The sequence below is a fragment of the Vibrio sp. 1751 genome (genome assembly GCF_033339895.1).
GTDB classification, from domain to species: Bacteria; Pseudomonadota; Gammaproteobacteria; order Enterobacterales; family Vibrionaceae; genus Vibrio; species Vibrio alginolyticus.
The window spans coordinates 77,703-98,000 of record NZ_JAWOVM010000004.1 but is presented as its reverse complement, the minus strand read 5'-3'; the positions used below and the strand labels follow the sequence as shown (position 1 = coordinate 98,000).

Sequence of the window (20,298 nt, the reverse complement as noted above, 5' to 3'; positions counted from 1 at the left end):
CAATGTTACTTTAATTCAATCCATGCTTTACGCTGTTGTTTATCCATGTATGACCAAGCTACAAAGCGGCTCACTTTCTGTCCTTGACTCATTTCAACCACACGAATGGCTTTCACACCCAATTTTTCAAGCTGCTTGCGCATCGGGCGAACGTTGTCTTTTTTGGATATAAGTGTTGTAAACCACAAGACCTGCGCAGCAAAAGCTTGGCTTTCATTCGCCATTTTTCGGATAAACGCCGCTTCTCCGCCTTCACACCACAATTCAGCGTTTTGACCGCCAAAATTCAACGCAAGCTTACTTGTCTTTACTTGTGCGGTTTGAGGTTTTAGCCCTTTCTTACGCTGGTTTGCTTTTAGATTATCGATTTTACGCCGGCTGCCCATAGCGGCATCTTCCGCCGAACGGTGGAATGGCGGATTACATGTCGTCACATCATAACGATCATTCGGTTGAATGATACCTCGATAAATATTGGCATCATTGTGTTGCTGTATTAGTGCAATTTTTCCCGTCAAAACACGATTGTGCTCTACGATCGTTTGAGCCGATTGGATGGATTTTGGATCGACATCGCTGCCCGTATAGTGCCAACCGTATTTTGTTACACCAACAATCGGATAAATACAGTTTGCTCCCACGCCAATGTCCAACGCTTTCACTTTTTGGTGCGCGTACTGACCTTTTACTTCACCATCAAGTAGTTCTGCCACTCGGTGAATGTAATCAGCGCGGCCCGGAATCGGTGGGCAAAGGTAGGTGTCGGGAATGTCCCAGAACTCGATACCATAATACGCAGCAAGCAATGCTTTATTGAGCATTTTAACAGCATTAGGATCAGAGAAGTTTATGGAGTCTTCCCCTTTCGGATTTTTAATAACGAATGGCTTTAACTGTGGTTCACTTTCCACGAGTTTTTTAAAATCGTAACGACCTCGATGAACATTACGCTCATGCAAACCATTCTTCGCTATTTTTATGAACTCGACTTCGCTCTTTCCTGCAGGCTGCGAGGATTTGCGCGCAACTTTGTCTTTAACACGCTTCGGCTTGGCTTTATTCGCGTCTTTATTCTGACCCGCCATTGAAGTCTTTGGCTTTGCTTGCTTCGCGTTGTGATTATTGTTCTTCATTCAAATTCGCTTTTAAATCGAGGTAAATCATAAACAAACGAGCATCAAATTCGAGTTGGTGATACTCAGGCTCCATATAGCAACATAGCTGATAGAACGCCTTGTCGTGGTTTTTCTCACGAGTATGCGCCAACTCATGTACCACCAGCATTCTTAATAGTGGCTCGGGCGCATCCTTAAATACATTGGCAATGCGAATCTCGTTTTTCGACTTCAGCTTACCGCCATGGTTTCTACTGATTACACTGTGCAAACCAAGCGCGTTGTTTACCGCGTGAATTTTCTTATCGTAGACAACTTTACTGATTGGCGCGGCTTTCTTCATGTAGCGGTTTTTGATTGCCATGGCGTACTCATAGAGCGCCCTTTCGCTTTTGATTTGGTGCCTATCGGGATAACGCTTTTCGAACCAAGGAACAAACTTGCCACTCGCTATCAATGAGCTCACCTGCTCTACGATGTTTTGTGGGTAGCCCTGAATGTATCGAAGTGACGGATGCATAGAGTTAACGTCTGTTATGACAAAATAAAGGCGCTCAATATACCTGAGATAAAAGACAGTTTCACCTTAGCTTTCGCCTTTCATTTATGGTGAAAGGCCGTTAAACTTCGCCTCCCAATGATAATGGAGAGAAATTCAATGAAACGTGTCGTTCTTTATGTCAAAGACAAATGCCCTCACTGCAAAGATGCTCAACGTTATCTGGATTCGAAAAATATTAACTATCGTTTGTGCAATGCTAAGATGCAACGCGGTCGCAAAGAACTTGATGCGCTTGGTGCTCGTTCAGTGCCAGTTTTAAAAATTGGTGATCGGGTAATGATTGGCTGGAACCCAAAGAACTTCGAGAAGATGTACAAAGGCGACTAGTGCTCGGACGATGAATCTGCGCTGCGTTTAAACGTAGCGCTTGATAAAGTCGATAAACGTTCGATCTGCTATTGATAAGTACCCCTGCTTGCGCCAAGCAAGTGCCAGATCCAGCGTCACTGGTGGTTCAAACGGTAAGCCAACAACGCCCGACTCATGTTGAGTCACCAATTCCAGTAACGCGGTAATCGCAAACTCTTGTTTTACAATACTCAAAATCAAAGGCAGTAAGTTGGTCTCGAATGATGACTTCATGGTAAACCCATGCTCCTCACTCACCTGATCCAAAAATTCGCGGTGAAAATAGCCATGCTGAAACATAACCAAATCGTGTTCAAAGAACTCATCAAAAGTAAGAGCGTGTCGCTGGGCTAACTCATGCTCAGGTGAAACAACTGCGACCATTTGGCTAGTAAACAAATGGTCAGTTTCTAGGTCATCAGGCACGTTATCACAACTGATCACACCGATATCGAGTTGACCATTGAGCAGCATACGACGAATCGATTGAGTCCCAGCTTCGACCAAGGTCAATTTTAACTCCGGGAATTGGCTTTTAAACGCCATCACAATTCGTGGAAAGAAATAACTGCCCATCATTGATGGCGTTCCGAGTCGTACTTCTCCTTTCGCTAAGCCTTTCAACTCATCAATCGCGAGCTGCGCGTCGTGCAACTGTTGAATCACCCGCTTGGCATGTATAAGTAGCGTTTCGCCCTCTTTCGTTAAGCTGATTTTTTTATCATCACGGCGAAATAGGGTAACGCCCAAAGACTGCTCAAACTTTTTGATAGAAATGCTTAATGCGGGCTGGGCAATATGCAGGGCTTTCGCTGCATGGGTAATGTTTCCATGTTCAGCGACCGCCAGAAAATGTTTAAGTTGTTTCGATTCCATTAGATCAAAAATATATGGTGTCCATATTTTTAATATATTTTTTTAATTTACAACGAACTGATAGATTGATCACAGTCTCTCCATTTGCTCACATTAGGCAGGATTCATGGTCAGTTTTGGCACACCGGAATACAAACGCATTACGCTCTCGCTAGCGCTTGGTTCCTTCTTGGTTTTTTCAAATTTATACCTACTACAGCCAATGCTGCCCACTTTTGCCCAAATTTTTACGATCTCAGAAACGCAAGTGAACTGGTTATTTGCGGCCTCAACACTCGCTCTCTCTTTTAGCCTCGTTCCAATGGCTGTGTTATCAGAATCAGTGGGACGAAAACCAGTCATGATGGCCGGTCTGTTTTCGATTCCTACCCTTTCCGCTTTGATGCTGTTTGGTGACTCATTCCTGTTTTTGGTGGTATGTCGAGCACTGATCGGTGTCGCGCTCGCAGCTTTTGCTGCGGTCGCCGTGGCTTACATGACAGAAGAGCTCGACAAGCACGCTTTCTCGATGGCAATTGGAACGTACATTGCGGCTAACTCATTAGGCGGTATTGCAGGACGTATTAGCGGCGGCTTATTGGCGGACAATTTCAGTGTTGATGTCGCCATTGAAGTTATGATGGTGTTCACTCTTCTTGGTGTCATTGGCGTTCACTATTTATTGCCAACACAGCGCAACTTCACCCCGTCATCAAGCAGCTTGCGCCATCAAAATCGTGCGCTTATTGGTCATTTTAAAAACCAACGCGTGTGGTTCTCGATGCTGATAGGAGGACTCAACTTTGCTTTGTTCGTCAACCTTTACTCCGTCATGGGTTTCCGTCTGGTGAGTGAACCTCACAATGTGCCCGTCGGGTTGGCCTCACTGATCTTTATTTGTTACTTGGGAGGGACTTTCTCCTCTCGTTGCGCAGGCCACTGGAGTAAACGTTATTCCTCAATCCTAGGTATGTTCTTAGGCGCGATAGTAAGCATGACGGGAATGTGGATTGCGGCGGTTGAAAGCCTGACTGCAATGCTAGTTGGGTTGTTGCTGATAAGTTTTGGTGCCTTCTTTACTCATACCCTCGCCTACGGGTGGGTCGGTCAGAATGCCACTCGCGCCAAAGCCACCGCAACAGCGCTCTACTTAGTACACTACTACGTAGGCGGTAGCTTGGGAGGATTCTTACTTCTTTATTGTTGGCAGCATGGAGGTTGGTCGAGTGTTCTTATGGGGGGAAGCGCAGTCTACCTAGCGATGTTTGCTGCGATTGCGTATTTGAAACACATTGCCGAAAGAAAGCATACTGACCAAACACCTGACGCTGCGAGTTTAAAGAGTAGCTAAGGTACGCTCATTTGCGTAATACCTCTCTGGTTACTTGGATAACCAACTCTGCTATGCTTGGGCTACTTTAATAAAAACCAGAAAGTCGTATGTCAACGCGTTCAACACAAAACACAGATATCGAAGCGATCACTCAACAGGTCGCTCAATGGCTCAACGATGTGGTAATCGGACTCAACCTTTGTCCGTTTGCTGCCAAGCCGCAACGTAATAAACAAATCAAAATCTTTGTTAGTGAAGCGACTCAAGAAGAAACGCTTCTTGAAGATATTTTATTGCAACTGATTGAGCTGAGTAACACAGAGCCCGAACAACTTGAGACCACGTTGGTTGTGGTTCCCAACATGCTACAAGATTTCTGGGACTACAATTTTTGTATCGATTGGGTTGAAGGGTTAATTAAGCAGCAGAACTGGGAAGGCATTTTCCAAGTAGCGACTTTCCATCCTGATTACTGTTTTGGCGGCGCTAGGCCTGAAGACGACGAAAACCTGACCAATCGTTCTCCTTACCCGATCTTCCATTTGATTCGCGAAGAGAGTATGGAAAAGGTACTAAAACACTATCCTGATCCTGAATCCATTCCCGATACGAACATCGCTCGTGTTTCCGCCCTTTCAGAGGAAGAACGTAAAAAGCTGTTCCCTTACCTATTTCGTTAAGCCCCACCATTCCCCAAAGGCAGATTTATCACCAGTTAGATGCAATGCCCTTGGGGTTCAAAGTGCGGTTTGGTATCATTGCCGCTTCAATCGATTCAATGGAAATTAGAATGCAACTGTCAAAGCTAACCCAAGAGATTTTTGATCACTTATACCGTGATATCACCGAGTTCCGTAGTACGTTCGACTTACCAGTCGCAGACGCTGCAAGCCTTGATACGCAAGCAGACACACTACACACCTCTTTGGCGATCGAAGAGCTAACAGAGCTAGCAGAAGCAGATTGTAAAACTGAGCAAGCAGATGCCATCGTAGACAGCGTGTATGTATTAATGGGCCGTCTCGTTCATCTTGGCCACAGCAAAGTAGAAGACAATCTGGCGATCAGCTACTTAATTGATCTTCTATTAAACGTTGCGGTAAACCGTGGTATCGAGTTTATTCCTTGCTGGGATGAAGTACATTCAAGCAACATGAGCAAAGTATGCCGTAACGAGCAAGAGTACTCAGAAACAGAAGCATTCTACGCAGAACAAGGCATCAAGTTGATGGCGGTGCAGAAAGGTGAATACATCATCGCGAAATGCGCCGAAGATTTCGTATCGGAAGGTAAAACCATTCGTAAAGGCAAAGTACTCAAATCTGTTTACTACCGCCCAGCAGATCTAAAACCGCTAACTCAGTAAGCGTTGAGTTTGGCTTTCTCGATTAAAAAAACGACCTCAAGTAGGTCGTTTTTTTATTGTCCCTAAATACTAATCAAAGATTAAATAAGGTTGCTCATCTACGATGACCTTTTTGACTTGAGTATTGAACACTTCCCCGAGCGCTTCTTCCGTTAGCACAGTATCGGCACTTCCTGATGAGTGCAGCACACCGTTGTTAAGCAGCAATACTTTATCTGCGTGCTTTAATGTGCGATTGAGATCGTGATTAGCAACCAATACTCCAATTCCCTGCGCCGCCATAGCGTTAATCAATTGATAGAGCAGACCCTCTTGCGCAATATCTAACGGTGCTGCTGGCTCATCCAAAATTAAAAACTGCGAAAAAGGATTAATAGTACGCCACACCTGCAAACATACACCTGCTAATCGGACACGCTGCCACTCACCACCGGATAATGTTTGAATACTGCGATGAAGCTTATCTTGCAGTTGTACCAGCTCCACCACCATATTGACGGCATCACGCACTTTGATATCCGCAATCTCAGCACCACTTGGCAGAGATAAAGCGAGATACTGAAACACATCAACATTAAACGCTGGGCGCGATTGCTGACACAAATAACCTCGAACATGAGCTTGCTCTGACAACGGTAAAGTAAGCAAGTTTTTGTTGCCAACGTACACTTCACCACTCATACCGTCTCGGTGACTTAACGTACCAGAAATCGCAGCCAATAAAGTGCTCTTACCGGAACCATTAGGCCCAACTACATGTACGATTTCGCCAGCTTTGCATTCAAAAGAAAGAGGCAATAATCGACTACCGACCGACATATGTTTAACGTGCATCATGACTCTTCACCAGCATCCAGATGAAAATAGGTGCGCCAATCGATGTTGTCATGACACCTAAAGGTAACTCTGCGGAGTCCAATAACAATCTTGCGCCGATGTCAGCAAATACAAGCAACGCAGCACCAGATATTGCAGAAAGTGGCAATAAATAACGGTTTTCCGTACCAAAAGCCAAACGCAACAAGTGCGGGACCACCAAACCAACAAAACTGATGATGCCACCCAAAGCGACTGAACTACCCACCAAAACAGAAATGGCGAGGATCAATTTCCAACGCATTTGATGCACATCGACACCCAATTGGGTCGCATGAATCTCACCCAGCATCAATTTATCAAGCGACTTGCCTTTACAACATAACCAGATAAGCACCGGTAACATCACTAAAGTAACGGTATGTTGATACCAACTTGCACCGCCAATACTGCCCATTAACCAATACATCAGTTGGCGTAAACTGAGATCATCACTAAAGTAAAATGCCCACGTCACAATCGCGCTCGATAAAATACCCAATGCGACCCCAACCAAAAGCAATCGAGCCGTCGTCAGGTGCATTGCCCTTGCTATCGCCACCAAAACAAACGTGAATACCATCGAGCCTGCAATCGCTGCCAACATAAAAACAATCGGGGTAGGAAGAACAGGTGACGCGAACATGATTAAGACCATTGCTAAGCTTGCACCACCAGATATACCAAGCACGCCAGGTTCAGCCAACACGTTCCCAAGCAACACTTGTAACGTCGCGCCAGATACCGCTAACGCAGCACCAATAATTGCCGCAGACACTAACCTCGGTAAACGCAAGTCCACCAATAACTTCTGTTCAAATGCAGATAAGGATTGAAAAGGAGAAAGGAAAATTTCTCCGACCATCAAGTGAATGGCAGAGAGTACAACGAGCACGATCGACATAACCATCAGGTTACGTTGCCAGCGTCGTTCCTTGTTCAGGATAAGTTGTTGAAAATCCATAGCGACCGATAAAAACAAACGAGGCTTAACCTTACAGTTAAGCCTCGGTAAATTGCAATTAACTTCTCAAAGCAATGTTGGATTAATCGTAAACCAACTCACCCTCTTCAAAACGGGTTTTCACTTCACAAACCATCAGAGCTGCACGTTGACCTATTGCGACGTGGCGGTTCGGGAAGACAATCGCTTCGTTTTCATTCTTCGCCATTAATGGTTTGTCGCCATCATGACCAAACACTTCGCCGTGAACAAATGAGGTGAAGTTTTCAACATTGTCGTCGAACATAAAGTCAAAGTCTTCGTTCAAACGAACGATTGTGCGACTTACGCGATACTTAATGCATGGTTTTGGTAGGTGTTCTGGCTTCGTTTCCGCAATCAAATTACGTAAAGACAAATCAAACGCGGTCAGTTTATCGAGGTCATTTTCACCGATACGAGCCACACGGCCAAGCTCCATTGTGAGAGCCTGCGCACCAAAGTTCTCGGCACTGTACCAGCTAAACGTGCTCGATGGTGAGTTTGACAGGAGCACTGCTTCAATGTGTGCACTGTCCAAGAAATCGATCAATGCTTTGCTGCGCACAGGATGACGAGTCTTGGGACTTACTGCAAACGTATAGTGCTTCGAGCCTCTAATCGCGCAGTGTAAATCAAGGTGCCAGCGTGTTGTCGGGTCGGTATCCTGATAAAAATCTCGAACAAGCAGCTTAAGCGTATCGGCGATAACAAGCTCTTTTGTCTGTTTGTGTTCTTTTTCGTCAAACAAACGGTTGAGGTTTTCTTCAAGGAATCGCGTGTGCGCCAGAGTGGACTCTGGGTGAGCGATAATGAACAGACAACGGGTATCGACCGTCTGGAACCCAGATTCTATGTCTTGAATAATGGAATCCACCAGCTCCATCGGTGCGGTTTCATCTCCGTGAACCCCACAAGAGATGATGATGTTCTTCGTATCCTGAGTATAATTCGCAGGGATTACTTCTAATACACCACGCTGATAGAGTTTAAGTTTTACACCGTTAGAAAGCACCTGCTCCGCTGGTGCGACATCAATATGAACATCTAACGTGTCAGTTAAAAACGATTGGCGAAAGAGAGACTTCGTCATGCGTTACTCCTTAATAGCACGGCGGATATGTTAATAAATTGTACAAAGGATTTTTGTTGCTGCGATCTCACTTATGAGTAGAAATCACTATTTCCCTCGAAAATCCGATGCCTTTTCGCGCCAGGCACTCAAATCAAGCATTGAGGCGTTTAATTTTCAAACAATTACAAAGTGTTAGGGCTGTGAACTTTACCACAGCCCTGATTAAGATCATTATGATTTGATCAAATTTTTGTAGCTATAAAGCAGATTATGCATCAACACTGCGAAAAACTTAGCCGCGCTGTGCGAGCAAACGCTCAAACTCATCGACTTTTTCACGCACTAGCTCAACACTCTGCTGCCAAAACGTTGGCTGGGTTAAATCCATCGACAGATGCTTTTCGACGACATCTTCCGCCATCATGCAGCCTGTATCGCGCAGCAAATTGATGTAATCGGTGTAAAACGCTTCGCCTTTGGTTTCTCGCTGTGCATAGATACCCTTGCTAAACAAGAAACCAAATAGGTATGGGTAGTTATAAAAGCTCACGCTATCAATAGAAAAGTGCAGCTTGCTTGCCCAGAAGTACGGATCCGGTTCGCTCATTACGTCGCCATACCATTCTTTCCAAGTTTCTGACATCAACTCACAGAATTCATCTGCGGTTAACTCTCCATCCTGGCGGCGTTCATAGAACGATTTTTCAAACTCGTAGCGAACCGGAATGTTGATCATTAAAGCTAGCGCAGATGACAACTCTTCCCACAACATCTCGAGCTTTTCATCAACGCTCTCCGCTTTCGAAATCAAATGATCACGAACGATGTTTTCTGCAAAGATAGAGGCGGTTTCTGCTAACGTCATTGGGTAGTAAGTTTGGCAAAGTGGCAAATCACGAATAACCCAGTTATGGAACGCATGGCCAAGTTCATGTGCCAGAGTCATAAGGTCTGAACGGCTGCCACTCCAAGTCATAAACACAAGTGGTGTTCGCGTTGCTGGCAGTTTGGTGCAGTATGCACCAAGACGCTTGTTAGCATTTGGCGCGGCATCAATCCAACCATTTTGTACCATCAAACGGACAAATTCCGACATCTCAGAGTTTACTGTTTCAAATGCTTCACAAATAACATCAATCGCTTCATCAAAGTCGTAGACCTTCGCTTCACCGCTCAAGGCGGGCATAGCTGCCAGATGATTCCAAGGTTTCATCTCATCCAGACCATGTACTTGCGCCATCAATAAACCCGCTTTCTGACCAATAGCTCGACTGTCTTTGGCTACGGTCATCATCGCATTTAAAGTTTCAGCTTGGATTCGGCTACCATGCAAACTCGGCTCTAGGAAGTGAACTTCACGCTTCGTAGAACGCTTTTTGTTTTCAGTTAAGCGCCATCCTGCTAACGCATTCAAAATCGCAGCGAATGATTCTTGGTGCGTTTGCATTGCATCTTGTACGCCTCGCCACGCGGCTTCTTGACGCTCGAATTCAGAACCATAAAGAATGCTTGCCGCTTGAGAAAACCCAAGCTCTTCACTATTACCATCTGTGTACTCAAGCTTCACTTTCAATGAGCCAGTCAGGTTATCGTATAGGTTACCCCAAGCCGATTTGCCATCCACACTCATCGCAGCCAGTAACTGTTCTTCTGCGTTGCTAAGACGAGTATCCGCCAACTTTCTAGAATTCAAGATAGAAAAAGCTTGCCCACTGATATCAGGATTCTCATGGTCTAACACGCGCAAGATAAACTCTTCGTCGGCATGCGTTAGTGTCAAATCAAAGGGACTGAACGCTTGGGAAAGCTCCGAAAAGATGCGGGTCATTTTACCAAGTAACGATTTCGCTTCGGCGTTTGTTGCATCAACAGAAGCATAACAACTCGCAAAATTTGCAACTGTACCCGCTAAACGACTCGCGGCTTCATTGGTCAAAATCGCATTTTGCATGATCTCTACGTTGCCACAATCTGCTGATTGTTTATTCAAAAGATCAATACATTGTTCCACAAGAGCAATATCGTCTTGAATTCGTGGGTCAGAAAGGTCGTTATAAACGATGGACAAATCCCAACTCGGCGTTGTCATTTCTATATTTCCTTTTTATGTAACTGAGTCAATTTTCGCTTCCTGCACCTAGCAGATGGGCTTCCACTGACATCTTCCGTGACTATGCCCGTAAGCAATATCGTTCTGGGCATTTTAATATTTATAAATTAACGAGTTAAAAGAGGTACGCCAATCGAACGCACCGAGGCGTAAATTTGCTCATCTATGGTAACTGTTACATGCGTGACAGAAGCGTTTCCTATCGACAACGTCGAATACCACTTTGGGTTACGCCAATCTAACTCCAATACATGAGCAAGAATCATACGAATGACGCCACCATGCGTGACGATAAGTAGATTGTCATTGATATCGTTGATGATTTGAGACCAAACGCGACATATGCGCTCAGAAAATGTGCTTAAGCTCTCAGCATTCGGCAACGTATGTTGTGCTGGCGATTGCCAAAAAGCATCTAGCTTTTTCCACTGCTCAGTGAGCATATCAAAAGGCATACCATCAAAATCACCAAATGCCATCTCTTGTAAAGACTCATCCGTCATTACTGGTAATAATTGCTGTTCAGCAATGATGTTTGCCAGTTCTTGACAGCGTGAAAGCGGAGAAGAAATTATTCCACCCACACCTCGTCCACTCTCGGCCCAAGCCCGAGCAATACTCTCTTGATCAGCAGGCGTAACTTTTACATCTGTTTGGCCATGGAGTCCTGGTGGAGCGTCTACTTTTCCATGACGCACAAGATAGATATTGAGTGTTTTCATTTTGTTCCATCCTACTCTTTAAGAACCAACGGCAAACCAGCAGAAACAAAGGTAACGCGATGGCAAACACTGGCTAGTTTTTGATTCATCCGTCCTGCATTATCCACAAAATAACGACTAACCGCCCCCAAAGGTACAATTCCCATTCCAACCTCGTTAGAGACGAATATTAACGTCGCATCTGAGCCACATACCACCTGTATAAGCTTTTCAATTTCTGCTTCTAGCTTCTCATTGGAACATTCATCACCTAACTCAAATATCCAATTGTTGAGCCACAAGGTTAAACAGTCGATCAATACAACATCGGTGATAGCGAAATTTGTCAGTAACTCAGATAAATGAAGGGGGCATTCATGCTCTTGCCACTCGCCCCCGCGTTGCTTTTGATGATGCGCTATTCGCTCTCGCATTTCTTGGTCAAATGGCAGCGCGGTTGCAACATAGTGTAATGATCGATGAGAAGCGACCGATAATTGCTTAGCTGTTTTTTCTGCCAAATGCGACTTCCCAGAGCGCGCGCCACCGAGTATCAATTGCTTCATGAGGAGTGATACAACCCAATCATAGTGAGATAAATAAGCAGTTCCGACAACTGTTGCGCTGCGCCAAGGCAATCCCCCGTAAAGCCGCCAATTCTCTTGGTTAACCAACGTTTGAACATCAAACGAAATACCACGAGAACAAGCGATATCAAGATCGCATCCGCGATACCAAGCACAAGCAATGTTACGCCACCAGTAAACAACAAAATGGAGACTTCTAGAGAAGACTGGCGACTTGCTAGCGGTTTACTTTTCGACGTATCACTGTCACTGACATAAGGCATGTCATAAATAAGCGTCGCTGCTAGTGATCGGCTTGCGGTGTAAGCGACGACAATGACCAACCAAAAGTGCGGCAAGTTAGCCAGTTCACTCCAAAAAACATACTTAGCCAATAACGCCATAATGAGAGTGGCGGCACCATAAGTGCCAATACGACTGTCTTTCATAATAGAGAGGCGTCGCTCTACGGTCATGCCACCGCCAATGCCATCCGCCATATCGGTCAAGCCGTCTTCGTGAAAAGCCCCAGTTAACAATAAGCTAAACACCATCGTTAATACTATGGCAACCGACTCTGGGAAAAAAATTGAGGTGAGCGAGAATACTAAAGCGCAAAGTGCTCCAAGCACGAGACCAACTAACGCAAAGTAACGGCCTGCCTGATTCATGCGTTCTTCACTGTAAGGCAACGCTTGGGGCACGGGTAAGCGGCTAAAAAAACTGGTAGCTAATAGAAATAACTCCCACTGGTATCTTAACGATGACGGCGTGACTTTCTCAGAATTATCAGGGACTGACACTAAACTGTAACTCCTGCACTCTCAAAGCTCGCCATTTTGTTGTAAAACTGGGCAGCAGCTTTTAACAGAGGCAAGGCAAGAGCGGCTCCTGTTCCCTCCCCTAGCCGTAAACCAAGGTCGAGCAGAGGTTCTGCTTTAAGATGTTCCAATACAAATTTATGTCCATTTTCTTCAGAGCGATGGGCAAACAACATGTATTCACGCGTTTCTTCGTCTAACAACGTCGCAATATAAGCCGCTACCGATACGATAAACCCATCCACTAAAACTGGAGTTTTAAGCCGCTTGGCTTCTAAAAAAGCGCCCACCATTTGTACGATTTCAAAACCCCCAACCTGTGCGAGAATCGCTTTGGTATCAAGACCTCGACATCGGTTTACCCCCTGTGCTGCCAGTTTATATTTGCGGCTCAACTGCTGTTGATTGATTCCGGTGCCAACGCCAACACAATAATCAATATCTAATGAGCTCAGCGCCGATAACAGTGCTGAGGCCGAACTGGTATTACCGATGCCCATCTCGCCGAACATTAAGAGGTTTGAACCATGCAAAATGGTATGCTCAGCAATCTTCGCACCATATTCTAAACCTAACGCCACTTGTTCTGGGGACATCGCGGATTGTTTAGAAAAATTAGCCGTACCGTTACCCAACCGTTGTTCAACCAAGTTGGGATGGGATTTAAATTCTGGAACCAGCACATCAATAGGAGCCAACATGCCGCAATCTATTACTTTGAGTTGAATGCCATTAATGTCGCAAAAACAGTTGATGGCTGCGCCGCCAGCGAGAAAGTTAGCCACCATTTGCTGAGTGACTTCGCTTGGCGCAATGCTCACACCCTCCTCTGCAACGCCGTGATCTCCAGCAAATACCAGCATGCTCGGTTTGCAGATAGCGATGGAATCAACTGGCTGAGGTTTATTCTGACTTTGAATAAGAGCTAACTGCAGTGCCACTTTTTCCAATAAGCCTAAAGAACCAACGGGTTTGGTTTTGTTATCTATGCGTGCTTGTATCTCCGCAGCAAAAGAGTCATCCATTTTTTACGTTCCTTTGATGTTGTCTGGGTGAGAGGTGTTCTGTTGTTCAAGAGGTCTTGTTCAGCGACAGTTTTTGCGCGCCCACTATTGTATACACTTGCATCCAATTGGGGCAGCGCTAATCAAGTTTATCTCAGGATAGTCTGCCGAGTTCGCAGAGCGTCTCACCTTTCTTGCACGAGATTATAAGTAACTCGTTGAAATCCGCTACAATAGCTTAGACTATGTTCCCATATAGGAGAAAAGATATGGACAACAACACCTGCGCAATCATCGCCGGTGCAACTGGCTTAGTAGGCTCAAAAGTCATTGCAAACCTCATAAATCAATCAGGTGTTGGAACATTATATTATCTTTCTCGCCGCCCACTCGATGGCGTCCTAGATGTGGACAACAAGCTTATTCCTCTCATTGATGCAGACCTTTCTATCCACCAATGGGATGAGAACCAACCAACACCAACCATCGGCTTTATCTGTTTAGGCACGACCCTTAAGCAAGCAGGCAGTAAGGATAATTTGCGTAGAGTAGATGTTGATCTGGTGTGCAAAGTCGCCCAACAAATGAAAACAATCGGAGTCAAACGCCTTGCGGTTGTTTCTAGCCTCGGTGCAAATAGTAAATCGCCATCCCATTACTTAGCTTGTAAAGGACAAATGGAACAACGAATCGAAGCTATGGATTTTGAGGAAATCGTATTTGTTCGCCCAGGCCCGCTTGTTGGTCAACGTCAAAACCCAAGAATGGACGAGAAGTTAGTACAAACTCTGTTTAAGGTAATTCGCCCACTTATGCTAGGCAAACTGTCCAACTTTTTACCTATTCGAGCAGAAGATGTCGCCAAAGCGATGATTTATCAACTTTTCAGTTATCAAGAAGACTCGGTGGTTTACTTACAAAGGAAAGAAATGCGTGAATTACTGCATCACTACGAATAACCATTTTGTACAATTAACGTGCTAATTCACACTCTCACGCGACTTAGATCTCGTTTTTATATTCATTTTAGATCTAGCTAATACCCGTTTGTCATTTTTAAAGTTATATCACGAGCGTTATCTTACGCTCCATAAATAAATCCGTATAAAACCCCGTATAAAAAACAACCGCCACTTCGGCTGGTTGATAAGGTCAAATTATGAATTTTGCAGTGATAGCCTCTCTAGCCGTCTTTGTTGGAATATTGTTCTTTCTATTTAATCAGCAACAAAAGAAACACACTCTTTCACGTCTCGTTTTGATCGGTCTTGTTACCGGTTCTCTTTTTGGTCTTGCTTTGCAACTCATTCACGGTGAAGGCAACAGCGCAATTGCTCAAACACTTGAATGGGTAGGCATTGTAGGCAGTGGCTACGTTGGTCTACTGAAAATGGTCATCATGCCACTAGTATTGGTATCGATGATCTCTGCAGTTGTTAAGTTGGAGAAAGGTGGATCTTTAGGTAAAATTTCTGGCCTGACCATCTCTGTTCTTCTAGTAACGACTGCAATTGCTGCACTTATCGGTATTTTGGTGACAACGACATTTGGCCTGTCAGCAGAAGGGTTAACTGAAGGTGCGCGTGAAACCGCTCGTATCGCCGTTTTAGAAAGCCGTGCCGGTACAGTAAGTGACTTAACTATTCCTCAAATGCTAGTTAGCTTCATTCCAACCAACCCATTTGCTGATCTAACAGGTGCTCGCTCGACATCAATTATCGCTGTTGTGATTTTCGGCGTGTTAACTGGTATCGCCGCTCGTAAAGTGATGATGGAAAAAGCAGAGTTGGAATCACCGATTCGTACTTTCGTAGAAGCTGCTCAATCTATCGTTATGCGACTAGTGAAGATGATCATGGCCCTAACGCCATACGGCATCGCAGCACTGATGGCAAAAGTGGTAGCGACATCAAGCGCAGGCGACATCCTAAACCTACTTGGCTTTATTGTGGCGTCTTATGTTGCTATCGCACTGATGTTTGTTGTTCATGGCGTATTAGTCTCTTTTGTCGGCGTTAGCCCTGCGGAATACTTTAAGAAAATCTGGCCTGTACTGACCTTCGCGTTTACATCTCGTAGCTCAGCAGCAACAATTCCACTAAACGTAGAAGCGCAAATCACGAAGCTTAACGTACCACCAGCGATTGCAAACCTATCAGCATCGTTTGGTGCCACTATCGGCCAAAACGGCTGTGCGGGTATCTATCCTGCAATGCTTGCAGTGATGGTAGCTCCGACAATGGGCATCAACCCACTTGATCTACACTTTATCCTGTCATTGATTGCGATTATCACCATCAGCTCATTTGGTATTGCAGGTGTCGGCGGCGGTGCGACGTTTGCAGCCTTGATTGTTCTTCCTGCAATGGGCTTACCTGTGACCATCGCGGCACTGCTTATCTCTATTGAACCACTGATTGACATGGCACGTACCGCACTAAACGTTTCAGGCTCAATGACTGCGGGTACAATTGCTAGCCGAGTGCTGAAGTCACCAGAAAGTGAAGCAACATTGGAAGAAACACGAGCATAGAACTCAAATTCCTTCCAAAGCGATAAAACATAAAATATCAAGCCGATGGTTCGCCATCGGCTTTTTTCATTTTCAAAAATTCAACTTGCATCTTTCGTTGCTAGTCAAGGCGTTGAATGGTCTAATACTGTCATCGGTTTTGTAAACGGTAAGCAGAATGCACCAAGATAATCAGCCCACTTTTTTCTTCTTTGATTATGAGACATGGGGAACCAACCCCGCGAAAGATCGCCCAAGCCAGTTTGCTGGTGTTCGTACAGATGAAAACTTTAATATCATCGGCGAGCCTTTAGTCATGTACTGCCAGCCACCTGCTGATTATCTTCCGTCTCCTGAAGCTGCACTTATTACTGGTATTACTCCGCAAAAAACGGTTCAAGAAGGCCTTTCTGAGCCAGAGTTTATCGCTAAGATTCACGCTGAACTCGCGAAACCAAATACTACCAGTTTAGGCTACAACAGCATTCGCTTTGATGACGAAGTGACCCGTTATACTTGTTATCGCAACTTTATCGATCCATACGCATGGAGTTGGCAAAACGGTAACTCACGTTGGGATTTACTCGATGTACTACGCGCGTGCCATGCCCTTCGCCCAGAAGGCGTAGAATGGCCAGAAAACGAAGATGGCTTCACTAGCTTTAAATTAGAACACTTGTCTGTGGCTAACGGCATAGAGCATAGTAACGCGCACGATGCCATGGCAGATGTGGTTGCGACTATCGAAATGGCAAAGAAAGTAAAAGCAGCGCAACCAAAATTGTTTGATTACTTTTTTTCTATGCGCCAAAAGCGCAAGCTCAATGATTTAGTCGACATCGTCAACATGACACCGTTGATGCACGTTTCAGGCATGCTAGGGCGCGAATGCCAGTACACTAGCTGGATTGTGCCTGTTGCTTGGCATCCAACCAATAATAACGCCGTTATCACCATCGATTTAGCGAAAGACCCTCAACCTATTCTTGAGCTATCCGCAGAAGAGCTGCACGAAAGACTCTACACTAAGCGCGAAGATCTTGGTGAATTGCTACCAGTGCCAGTTAAACTAGTTCATTTGAACAAATGCCCTATTCTCGCCCCTGCAAAAACGTTAACGGCTGAAAATGCGGAGTCTATTGGCATTGATCGCCAGCAATGTCTCGCTAATCTCGCTTTGTTGCGCCAACATCCTGAAATTAGAGAAAAGCTGATTAGCCTCTTTTCAGTCGAGCGTAAATTCGATAAAAGTGATGACGTCGATACACAGCTTTACGACGGGTTCTTTTCTCCGGCTGATCGCGCAGCTATGGATATCATTCGAGAAACCGACCCGAATAATCTTGCTGCATTAGACATTGAATTTGATGACAAGCGTATTAAACCTCTATTGTTCCGCTATCGTGCGCGTAACTTCCCAGGCACATTAGACGAGCAAGAACAAAGACGCTGGGCACTACACTGTCGAGAAGTGTTTGAAAGCCAAATTGAAGAGTACATGCTGAATTTAGAAAACTTAGTTCACGAACATGAAAGTGACGAAAAGAAGATTGCGATATTAAAATCCGTGTACCGTTATGTAGAGAGCTTAGCTTCCTAACTCCTCCTAATACAAGCGCACCTTATGGTGTGCTTGTTGTTTATATACTGTCAAAATGATTAAAGAACGATTCTTACAACTGATCCAACTGCTCATTTCAATCTTCCTCATCATGGGAGCACTTGGCATCGGAATTACCATTCAAAAGTTCACTGGCGTTTCCGTTCCAGGAAGTGTCATCGGTATGCTCGTACTGTTTTTCTCCATGACTCTTGGGCTTGTAAAAGTCGACTGGGTCAAACCGGGCGCCACGCTATTTATCCGCTATATGATCTTATTGTTCGTTCCTATTAGCGTGGGATTAATGCAACATTTCGATATGCTACTCGCTAATGCCCTCCCTATCATTGCTAGCGCAGTTGGAGGCTCACTCATTGTACTAGTCAGCCTCGCTTGGCTGCTGGACTACTTGTTAAAGGAGAAGCACTGATATGTGGTTAGTTGTTACCATTGCGGTTTTTCTTGTCGCGCGCCAAATTGCAATCAAAGTGAATAATCCTCTAGCAAATCCTTTGCTGATCAGTATTGCAGTGCTCATTCCTTTGCTTACTTACTTAAATGTACCGTTTGAAACGTATTATGCGGATAACGAAGGGATCAGTTTTTTACTTCAACCAGCCGTAGTTGCTCTGGCTTATCCACTATATGAACAACTACCACAAATTAAAGCAAACTGGCGAATCATCACTTTTGCTTGCACAGTAGGCAGTGTGATGTCGATGATGACAACCACCTTGATCGCAGTCGCTTTCAAAGCGGATATCAGTTTAATCGCGAGTCTAGTGGGTAAGTCCGTCACTACACCAATAGCGATGGAAATATCGAGTCACCTCGGTGGTGAAGCCGCCGTTGCAGCGATCTTGGTTCTGATTGTCGGTTTATTGGGCGCAATTTTGGCATACCCAATTTACAATTTGATTGGAATTAAACACCCGATTGCACGTGGTCTGACAATGGGTACAGTCTCTCATGCCTTAGGCACCGCTACTTGTGCAGAGAAACAGCCCATAGATGCCGCGTTCTCATCACTCGCATTGGTTTTATGTGGGATCATAACTTCTATTTTGGCTCCAAGCTTTTTTGCTTTGGCTGTCTGGCTATATCAATAGTTAAGCGCTCTCGGTCTGCCCTCCTTCCGGCAGGCCGTAGCCTTTCCGCTTCTTCCTTACCCTTTTCAAAACCCTATCTTATCTATCAACCTCACCCAGTAATATCGTGAAGGGACTTGACTGAGATATACATTCATAGCGTTAGCATTCTAGGTGCTACCACTCGCTCTAGATTACGTAGGTATAAAATAGCATAGCGGTAAAAGTCGCGTTAGTAACATACTCCTGCTCCTTGGTCATATGAATATATACTAATATGGTTAATTGTGAGACGGAGATAACGCTTCACACCTGTGCAATCGAATACATGTGTGAGCTCACTCTAATTATGTAACAGAATTATCAATTGCATTATTTATCGTGATCTAACGCACGGAACATTTCTATCTTTCACATAGAATAACTGTCCATGCAATAACAAGGATTCAACATGAAAAGTCGCATTGAACAGGCGCTAGCAGGCGCTCCAGAAGCACTTTCCAAACAACTTGCTCCTATCATCCAAGCTGATGATTTTGATGCTACGCTTTCAGTTCAACAATTTGAGCAGTTGCTTTCAGCTACCGGTCTATCAGACAAAGAGCTTCGTGTTGCGCTACTTCCTTTTGCCGCAGCGTACTCCTATGCTCCCCTTTCTGACTTTTATGTCGGCGCTATCGTTCGTGGTCTTTCAGGTCGCCTTTACTTCGGTGCCAACATGGAATTCTTTGGTGTACAGTTGGGTCAAACGGTTCACGCAGAGCAGTCTGCGATTAGCCATGCTTGGATGAAAGGCGAACGTGGTGTTAAGGATATCACTATCAACTTCAGCCCATGTGGTCACTGCCGCCAGTTCATGAATGAGTTATCTACCGCAAACGAGCTTAAAATCCAGCTCCCGGAACGTGAAGAAAAGTCACTTCATGAATACCTGCCTGAAGCCTTTGGACCAAACGATCTCGGTATCGAGTCCGGCTTAATGGCAGAAGTTAAACACCAATTCTCATGTGATGATGAAGACGCACTCATCCAAAGTGCAGTTGAAGCGATGAACATGAGCCACTCTCCATACACCAACAACTTGAGTGGTTTAGCATTAGAGATGACTAGCGGCCGTGTATTCCAAGGTGCTTATGCAGAAAATGCAGCGTTTAATCCTAGCTTGCCACCGCTACAAGTTGCGCTAATCCAAGTTTTACTTGCGGGTGAAACCTTTGACAGCATCAAAGCCGCTGCATTGGTAGAAAACTCAGAAGGTAAGATCAGTCACTTAGCCGATACGCAATCAACGTTGGAAGCGTTGAATCCAGATATTCCGCTTAGTTTTGTCAACGTATAAACGACAAATTCAACAAAAAGCTCTACAACATGTAGAGCTTTTTTATTACCTAAAAACCAAAAGCAA

The 20,298-nt window shown here is 44.8% G+C and carries 21 protein-coding genes; 10 read left to right on the top strand and 11 right to left on the bottom strand.

Annotated features, from left to right (window positions below):
- Positions 1-5: 5 nt before the first annotated feature.
- Positions 6-1,133 carry a 23S rRNA (adenine(1618)-N(6))-methyltransferase RlmF gene (gene rlmF / locus R7041_RS03010; protein WP_064368180.1) on the bottom strand — a complete coding sequence of 376 codons (1,128 nt, stop codon included), beginning with the start codon at positions 1,131-1,133 and terminating at the stop codon, positions 6-8.
- The gene (locus R7041_RS03005) at positions 1,120-1,635 is read right to left on the bottom strand and encodes a M48 family metallopeptidase (RefSeq protein ID WP_005377870.1); all 516 of its coding nucleotides are present in this window, start codon (positions 1,633-1,635) and stop codon (positions 1,120-1,122) included. The genes rlmF and R7041_RS03005 overlap by 14 nt, the downstream gene beginning before the upstream one ends.
- 138 nt (positions 1,636-1,773) lie before the next feature.
- Between R7041_RS03005 and R7041_RS03000 the strand changes: the two genes are divergently transcribed.
- On the top strand, positions 1,774-2,004 hold the full coding sequence (locus tag R7041_RS03000) for a glutaredoxin family protein (RefSeq protein WP_005377871.1): 231 nt from the start codon (positions 1,774-1,776) through the stop codon (positions 2,002-2,004).
- Positions 2,005-2,031: 27 nt separating this feature from the next.
- Here R7041_RS03000 and R7041_RS02995 read toward each other — a convergent pair whose 3' ends face one another.
- The gene (locus R7041_RS02995; RefSeq protein ID WP_017820887.1) at positions 2,032-2,901 is read right to left on the bottom strand and encodes a LysR family transcriptional regulator; all 870 of its coding nucleotides are present in this window, start codon (positions 2,899-2,901) and stop codon (positions 2,032-2,034) included.
- Positions 2,902-3,007: 106 nt separating this feature from the next.
- Here R7041_RS02995 and R7041_RS02990 point away from each other — a divergent pair, with 106 nt between their 5' ends.
- From R7041_RS02990 to R7041_RS02980, 3 genes are all read left to right on the top strand, one after another.
- Positions 3,008-4,231 (top strand): MFS transporter, encoded by a 1,224-nt coding sequence (locus R7041_RS02990; protein WP_206949101.1) that lies wholly within the window; start codon positions 3,008-3,010, stop codon positions 4,229-4,231.
- Positions 4,232-4,320: 89 nt separating this feature from the next.
- Positions 4,321-4,893 carry a DUF1415 domain-containing protein gene (locus tag R7041_RS02985; protein WP_064368176.1) on the top strand — a complete coding sequence of 191 codons (573 nt, stop codon included), beginning with the start codon at positions 4,321-4,323 and terminating at the stop codon, positions 4,891-4,893.
- 110 nt (positions 4,894-5,003) lie between these two features.
- A complete protein-coding gene (locus R7041_RS02980; protein WP_005377875.1) occupies positions 5,004-5,579 on the top strand; it encodes a nucleoside triphosphate pyrophosphohydrolase family protein in 576 nt (191 codons plus the stop codon).
- A 69-nt stretch (positions 5,580-5,648) separates the two neighbouring features.
- Here the strand turns inward: R7041_RS02980 and btuD are convergent, their stop codons facing one another.
- From btuD to cobT, 8 genes are all read right to left on the bottom strand, one after another.
- Positions 5,649-6,416: a vitamin B12 ABC transporter ATP-binding protein BtuD gene (btuD, locus tag R7041_RS02975; RefSeq protein ID WP_081048880.1), complete on the bottom strand. Its 768-nt coding sequence runs from the start codon at positions 6,414-6,416 to the stop codon at positions 5,649-5,651.
- The gene (btuC, locus tag R7041_RS02970; RefSeq protein ID WP_182039695.1) at positions 6,403-7,398 is read right to left on the bottom strand and encodes a vitamin B12 ABC transporter permease BtuC; all 996 of its coding nucleotides are present in this window, start codon (positions 7,396-7,398) and stop codon (positions 6,403-6,405) included. Before btuC ends, btuD begins: the two co-directional genes overlap by 14 nt.
- A gap of 82 nt (positions 7,399-7,480) precedes the next feature.
- The gene (locus R7041_RS02965) at positions 7,481-8,509 is read right to left on the bottom strand and encodes a succinylglutamate desuccinylase (protein ID WP_005377878.1); all 1,029 of its coding nucleotides are present in this window, start codon (positions 8,507-8,509) and stop codon (positions 7,481-7,483) included.
- A gap of 274 nt (positions 8,510-8,783) precedes the next feature.
- The gene (locus R7041_RS02960; protein WP_064368170.1) at positions 8,784-10,580 is read right to left on the bottom strand and encodes a M3 family oligoendopeptidase; all 1,797 of its coding nucleotides are present in this window, start codon (positions 10,578-10,580) and stop codon (positions 8,784-8,786) included.
- A 128-nt stretch (positions 10,581-10,708) separates the two neighbouring features.
- Positions 10,709-11,323 carry an alpha-ribazole phosphatase gene (cobC, locus tag R7041_RS02955; RefSeq protein WP_005389801.1) on the bottom strand — a complete coding sequence of 205 codons (615 nt, stop codon included), beginning with the start codon at positions 11,321-11,323 and terminating at the stop codon, positions 10,709-10,711.
- A gap of 11 nt (positions 11,324-11,334) precedes the next feature.
- Positions 11,335-11,868, bottom strand: coding sequence for a bifunctional adenosylcobinamide kinase/adenosylcobinamide-phosphate guanylyltransferase (gene cobU / locus R7041_RS02950; protein WP_064368167.1), 534 nt, complete (start codon positions 11,866-11,868; stop codon positions 11,335-11,337).
- Entirely contained in the window at positions 11,865-12,671 is an 807-nt protein-coding gene (locus R7041_RS02945) for an adenosylcobinamide-GDP ribazoletransferase (RefSeq protein WP_031778983.1), read from the bottom strand. Before R7041_RS02945 ends, cobU begins: the two co-directional genes overlap by 4 nt.
- The gene (gene cobT / locus R7041_RS02940) at positions 12,671-13,714 is read right to left on the bottom strand and encodes a nicotinate-nucleotide--dimethylbenzimidazole phosphoribosyltransferase (RefSeq protein ID WP_206949102.1); all 1,044 of its coding nucleotides are present in this window, start codon (positions 13,712-13,714) and stop codon (positions 12,671-12,673) included. The genes R7041_RS02945 and cobT overlap by 1 nt, the downstream gene beginning before the upstream one ends.
- Positions 13,715-13,962: 248 nt before the next feature.
- Here cobT and R7041_RS02935 point away from each other — a divergent pair, with 248 nt between their 5' ends.
- From R7041_RS02935 to cdd, 6 genes are all read left to right on the top strand, one after another.
- Positions 13,963-14,652: an NAD(P)H-binding protein gene (locus R7041_RS02935; protein WP_005377884.1), complete on the top strand. Its 690-nt coding sequence runs from the start codon at positions 13,963-13,965 to the stop codon at positions 14,650-14,652.
- Between the two features lie 200 nt (positions 14,653-14,852).
- A complete protein-coding gene (locus tag R7041_RS02930; RefSeq protein WP_005377885.1) occupies positions 14,853-16,226 on the top strand; it encodes an L-cystine transporter in 1,374 nt (457 codons plus the stop codon).
- Between the two features lie 157 nt (positions 16,227-16,383).
- On the top strand, positions 16,384-17,805 hold the full coding sequence (sbcB, locus tag R7041_RS02925; protein WP_085569561.1) for an exodeoxyribonuclease I: 1,422 nt from the start codon (positions 16,384-16,386) through the stop codon (positions 17,803-17,805).
- A 55-nt stretch (positions 17,806-17,860) separates the two neighbouring features.
- Positions 17,861-18,235: a CidA/LrgA family protein gene (locus R7041_RS02920; RefSeq protein ID WP_005397786.1), complete on the top strand. Its 375-nt coding sequence runs from the start codon at positions 17,861-17,863 to the stop codon at positions 18,233-18,235.
- Position 18,236: 1 nt separating this feature from the next.
- Positions 18,237-18,914, top strand: coding sequence for an LrgB family protein (locus R7041_RS02915; protein WP_005377888.1), 678 nt, complete (start codon positions 18,237-18,239; stop codon positions 18,912-18,914).
- Positions 18,915-19,344: 430 nt separating this feature from the next.
- Positions 19,345-20,232 (top strand): cytidine deaminase, encoded by an 888-nt coding sequence (gene cdd, locus R7041_RS02910; RefSeq protein ID WP_005377892.1) that lies wholly within the window; start codon positions 19,345-19,347, stop codon positions 20,230-20,232.
- The last annotated feature ends 66 nt before the right edge of the window (positions 20,233-20,298 follow it).